This is a genomic window from uncultured Methanofollis sp., from assembly GCF_937919355.1.
Lineage (GTDB): Archaea > Halobacteriota > Methanomicrobia > Methanomicrobiales > Methanofollaceae > Methanofollis.
This window is the reverse complement of the sequence record NZ_CALFSA010000051.1, coordinates 1-5,709: the sequence shown is the minus strand read 5'-3', so window position 1 is coordinate 5,709 and position 5,709 is coordinate 1. Positions and strand designations below refer to the sequence as shown.

Here is a 5,709-nt window from a genome sequence, read left to right as displayed (position 1 = left end):
GAGCACCGCCTCGTTGTTGGTGTTCTCCCAGAGGACGAGTTTCTTTATGATCTCGAAGAGGCGCTTCCTCTCGGCGTCGGCCTTCTCTTTGTTCACGCCCCGGCCGAGCTCCCGCTCATAGCCGGGGTCGTTCACCATCTGCGCGAACAGCACCGCACGCGCCGCTGCCAGCGGCCGCCGCGCCCACCAGAGGTGGAGGGTGGAGGGGTGGCCGTGGCGGATTGACTTCTCCCGCTTTGAAGCGGCATTGATCTCGTCGAGGGGCAGCGCCACCTCGATCAGTTTCTTTGGTATTTTGACAGTGGTATCCATAGAAAATCCCTGCATTACTGTGGTCGTTCTGCCCGGTCGAGGAGGGCGGCGAGGTTGAGGTTCTCGCTCGTCACCGCCCAGCCCGGTTCATGGTCGAATGGTTCTCTGATGTAGAATGGCCCTTCGTATCCATCGCTGTCTACCAATACGATGGCGAGGATGAACTTGTCAGCCTGATTGAGACCATAGAGGATCTCGTTGCGCGACACGGTGACGGTGGTCTGGCCTTTCGCCCGACCTTTCACCTCGATATGGCGCGTCATCGGCACATTTCCGTCTGTCTTCGGCAGGTAGGCGGTGACATCCCAGCCACACTTCTCGGCCGAGACATCTTCCACCTCATGGCCGAGGGTGCGTTCGGCGTCCATCACCGCCTTCATCGCCACCGCCTCCACATGCGCCCTGGCGGCGGCATCGACGCCCGTCTCCTCGCCCCGGCGTGCCGCAAGCAACCCGGCCGGGATCACCAGCGCACCGCCGGCGACCACTGGCGTCGCTGAGATAACGTGCCGCATCGCCGCCAGTTCGCGTTTCCGCCGTTCCAGCCGCACCGTGAGGTCGTCCAGTGTCCTGCGGGCATTCTCAAGGTTGAGGCGGACGTCCTTCCCGGCCCGCTGATCGTCCTGAAGCCTCAGATAACGGTCAGACCAGAAGTTGATCTCCTTCACCAGGCGTGCCTGCACCGCCGCCAGAGTCCTGTCGGCCGTCCGCTCCCGCCGCTCCTTCACCTCGTTGAAGTGCGCTGGCACGAGCCTCTCTGTGGCATAGGCGAGGGCCTCCCTTTCGAGGTCGTTGTTGATCCACGGGGAAGCGAGGATGTCTGCAACGAGCCCCCTCTCCTCCTCGCCGATCGGCTGAAGGTCGAGGTGGGGCGCCCATCCCGCATTCTCAGCCCGACCCTCGGCGTCGATCGCCACAAACTGCATACGCCGCGAGACCGTGCGGTGCTCGTCGTTTCCGTCCCTTACTGAGTGGTCGATGATGAAGAGCACCCGCGGCGTCGTGCCGGCATCATTCGGATCGACCAGCACCGCCCCCTGCCGCAGCTTCGGCCGGTGCGCTTCCAGCACCAGATCAGTCACCGCCTGCATCAACGGATGACCCGGGTGGATCAACGCCGCCATCGGTGCCCCCACGCGGTCGAGCAACCTGACATACTCCTTCTCAAAACAGACCCGCTCGTAGCGTTTCATCACCGGCTGCATATACCGCCGGTCACGCCCTGCGATCTGCCGGTCGCGCTCGCGGATCGCCGCCGGCACATGGGTGATCTCCCATCGTCCGGGCTCACGAGGCCTGAGGTCTCCGCCGAACTCCTCGAAAGCGCGGGAGAAGAACGCCCTGATAAAGTACGGCTGAAGTTTCCTCGCTTCCGCCTTCTCCATCTCGGCACGGATCGCGAACAACCGCCCTTCATCCATCACCTCTTCGCAGAGGGCGTTCTGCCGCATGATCTCACGCAGATGCTCGGTGTCGAGGGCGCCTTCCACCCGCTGCAGGAGTTTTGCCCGTACCTCCGGATCGTCGCCGTACCTGATCGCCTCGATCAGAAGGTCGCGGAGGCTCCGGTCTTCGAAGACTTTGCCGAGGATGTCGAAGACCCGCCCCCCGAGTGCCTTCCGTTCGATTTCCAGTTTCTGGAGCAACCGCTGATAGACATCGCCCTCTCTTGTCTCGGCCGCAACCAGATTCCAGAGCCGGCAGACCTCGGTCTGCCCGATACGGTGGATCCGGCCGAATCTCTGCTCCAGCCTGTTGGGATTCCACGGCAGGTCGTAATTGATCATCAGGTGGGCGTTCTGGAGGTTCACGCCCTCGCCGGCCGCATCGGTGGCGACGAGGATCCGCACCGTCGGATCGCTCCTGAACATCTCCTGCTTCTTCCGCCGCTCCTCCCGGCGGTCGCCGCCGTCGATGGTGACCACCGCTTCTTCGGATCCGAGCAGCCCGCGGATCCTGGTCGCCAGATAATGGAGGGTGTCCTTGTACTCGGTGAAGATGATCAGCTTCTGCTGCCGTCCTCCCTCCTCATGCATCTGCGGCGTTTCCTGCAGGAGCCGGGAGAGTTCCTCCCACTTCCGGTCATGTCCAGACCTGACGACCTGCCGGGCCTTCTCCTCCAGCCCTTCGAGGATCCGGATCTCTGCCTCCAGTTCGTGGATAGTCTGTGAAGCGGTGGCCTGATCGACGATCTGCGCCTCGTACTCCTCGTACTCGTCGGCCGCCATCTCCTCGTCGGCATCCCAGGCGTCACCGTTCGCCCGCACGTCAAAGAGCGTCTCGGCGACCGCCCGGCCGCGTGCACCGATCTTCACCTCTTCGACGCGGCGCTTCAGCCTCTCTTTGCGGCGCTTCAGAGACTGATAGATTGCCTCTGGACTCGACGCCAGCCGCCGCTGCAACCCGGTGAGGGCGAACCCGACCGTCCCTTTCCGCTGGTTGTTCTCGATCCGGTCGGCCTTGTTCATCTCCTCCCGTACGTACTGCGTGACCTCCTGGTAGAGGGCGGCCTCCGCATCAGAGAGTGTGTAATTGACAGATTCGGCGATCCGCTCCGGGAAAAGAGGTGTCCCGTCGAACTTCAGGAGATCCTCCTTCACCATCCGGCGCATCAGGTCCGAGACATCCACCTTGTGGGCGCCGTCCCTGAACTTCCCGTAGAACCGATCCGAGTCAAGCAGGGAGAGGAAGAGCTGGAAGTCCTCTTCCTTTCCATTGTGCGGTGTCGCCGTCATCAGAAGGAGGTGACGGGTATGAGCACCGAGCAGTTCTCCCAGCCTGAACCTCTGGGTCTTGTTTACCTTCGATCCGTAGTACGTCGCCGACATCTTGTGGGCCTCGTCCACCACCACGAGATCCCACTGTGTATGGCTGAGTTTCTCCTGCAGGTCTTCGTTCCGGGAGAGCTGATCGAGACGGGCGATCATCAGGGGATGGTCGTCAAACGGGTTGCCGCTCAGCGACTGCTCGGCAAGATCCCGGGTAAAGATGGTGAACTCCAGCCCGAACTTCTCATACATCTCGTCCTGCCACTGCTCCACGAGACTGCCGGGAGCGACGATCAGGATCCTCTCTGCATCGGCCCGCATCAGGAGTTCGCGGATCAGAAGCCCTGCCATGATCGTCTTGCCTGCACCGGGATCGTCCGCCAGGACAAAACGCAACGGTTGCTTGGGGAGCATCGACTCATAGACCGCCGTGATCTGATGAGGGAGGGGCTCGACGTTCGAGGTGTGCACCGCCATCATCGGATCGAAGAGGTAGGCGAGATCGATCCGGTATGCCTCTGCAGCCAGCTTGAACTCCTCGCCGGGTGCGTCGAACGCCCACGGCCTGCCCGCCTTCGCAAGGGAGAGGGAGGGCTCACTGGAGCGGAAGAGCATCTGCTCCTTCACCTGCCCGTCGGCAGTCTTGTAATAGACCGTCAGCGCGCTTTCACCGACCGGATCGGTTGTGACAATACGCACGATCTGGCCCGGTTCGATCCCGTTGACGGCTGCATCCTTTTTGATGTCTTCCAGTCTAAGCATGGGCTACTACATCTCCGATTGTGCGGTGCTCCAGACATTCGATCCGGGGCGGGGGCTGAAATCCTCGCCATTTCAGGCGAGAGGGCAGAATAATGAGGGCTTCCTATTCATTTGCCGTGTGGATTTCCGTCTCCTGAGATTCACTGTATTTTAGGGCTCTGATTAAAGTTTCGATTTTTATTGTGCTTTTAATCTCCATAAATTGGTGTATGTTGCCTTCGATCTATTAGGAGAATAAGGAGAAATGAGGAGAATTCTCCTGATCTTCTCCTGGGTTTTCTCTTCTCTTCTATTCTCTTCTCCTTTTTTTCTCCTGTTGTGAAGGAGAAATTTGGAGAAATGGAAGGAGAACTGTATCTCCAGACACCTTCCTCTCTGTTAGGTATCCAAAACTGTATGGACAGATACAAAACTGTCTGTACCGTAAAAAAGACAAATAAAGATGATAAAATTGAGAAATCGAAGACATATAAATATAATATGTAAAATGCCCTTTCATGGTGCCTCAGAAGGCACATGTATTTCTGCACGAATCTATCATAAATCCGTCCCGTTTTACCGATACGTTGATCATTATTGTCAAATTATATATTTTTCCTTTTTTATTTCCGATGTCAAAATCAGCGCTCAAAACAGGGACTGTATATTTGTGGGTTCGAACTGGAGATCTTCGCCGTGCAAGAAAACTTATTACTGCCGTATTCAAAAAAATGATGGTATAAATGGATCTGATTATAATGTCCTTCATTTAATTGTTATATTTTTATTGCCCTTAAATGCTTTTTTAAGTGTCTCTTTCAGTTCCTTTCTGGCATCTTCCACGGCTTGCCTCTTAATTTCTGAAATATTTTCGTCAATATTTTCGCGATTCTCTCGAATCAACTCATCCTTTGTGAACTCTCGATTACAAGAAATACATTTGACTATTGCCGTTGATTTTTCAACGTCATCTATTGTCTCGAACTGGTTGCCACCACATGTGGGGCACACTAATGTCACTTGCCGGTTGTATTTATCTGGGCTCATCCTTTTTCTCTCCTCTTTGCAAGAAGCACATTATGAACTATCTTGGAGGTAATAACTCAGTACTGCTCTATTATCGTGAATGGGAATGTTTTGTGCAATCTATGGCACTATTATATGTCGAGTATATTGTATTTGGTGTAGTACATATCCCATTTGATCTGAAATTGGAAATAAAAATTCCTTTCTGACATATGTCTGTAATAAAATAGACAATGTAATCTTTTGATTGCGATCTGACGATTAATCAAGTGGAAAATCTCGTTTGCTGAAAGAATACAGGGAAAAATGCGTCGAAAAAAGATTGGAAACGCCTGAAAGAGATCGAAAAAGGCGAAAATATGCATATGGTCTGGGATTATGGCAGCGAAGCGGGATTGATCATTAGCGTAGGCATGGATTGGTAAGGGAATGAAATATTCGCCTTCTTCCTATCCCTTAGTAGATAATACGGGAAATTACCTACTCACGAATCTTGGCTGAGAATACGCCGTGTTGTGTTCCCACCTCTTTATCCGGCCCGCGCTGCACGAGATGTTAGGACATCCGAAACTGTATGAACAGATATGTAAATGTATGAACAGTAGAACAGAAAGAGGATAAAAGAAAAAATGGCGAAAGAAGAGATTTATGAGCGTAAACGCAAAAGATGCACTTTCACCTTGTCAGAAGAAGCGATCAATTTTCTGCATGAATCTGTAACGAATGCGTCCCGTTTTATCGACAGACTTGTTTTATCTGCGCAATCGAAGATTGGGCCTGTATTAATCACAATATCGCAAAAAGAAGATGGGCCCGCTGAGATTCGAACTCAGGACCTCCGCCGTGTGAAGGCGACGTCATA

At 54.7% G+C, this 5,709-nt stretch carries 4 protein-coding genes; 1 reads left to right on the top strand and 3 read right to left on the bottom strand.

The window, feature by feature from the left end; genetic code table 11:
• The 3 genes from Q0520_RS02605 to Q0520_RS02595 form a co-directional block, all read right to left on the bottom strand.
• Positions 1-312, bottom strand: a 312-nt coding sequence (locus tag Q0520_RS02605; protein WP_298666219.1) for a DUF1156 domain-containing protein, incomplete at its 3' end; no start/stop codon positions are given.
• 14 nt (positions 313-326) lie between these two features.
• On the bottom strand, positions 327-3,842 hold the full coding sequence (locus Q0520_RS02600; protein ID WP_298666216.1) for a helicase-related protein: 3,516 nt from the start codon (positions 3,840-3,842) through the stop codon (positions 327-329).
• Positions 3,843-4,586: 744 nt separating this feature from the next.
• The gene (locus tag Q0520_RS02595; protein WP_298666213.1) at positions 4,587-4,868 is read right to left on the bottom strand and encodes a hypothetical protein; all 282 of its coding nucleotides are present in this window, start codon (positions 4,866-4,868) and stop codon (positions 4,587-4,589) included.
• 608 nt (positions 4,869-5,476) lie between these two features.
• On the opposite strand from Q0520_RS02595, the gene Q0520_RS02590 reads away from it, so the two are divergent.
• Positions 5,477-5,709: hypothetical protein (locus tag Q0520_RS02590; RefSeq protein ID WP_298666210.1), on the top strand; the 233-nt coding region annotated here is incomplete at its 3' end.

Excerpts from the sequence above, each read along its gene's own strand:
- Q0520_RS02600 (WP_298666216.1), bottom strand. The coding sequence starts at position 3,842 with ATGCTTAGACTGGAAGACATCAAAAAGGATGCAGCCGTCAACGGGATC.
- Q0520_RS02595 (WP_298666213.1), bottom strand. The coding sequence starts at position 4,868 with ATGAGCCCAGATAAATACAACCGGCAAGTGACATTAGTGTGCCCCACA.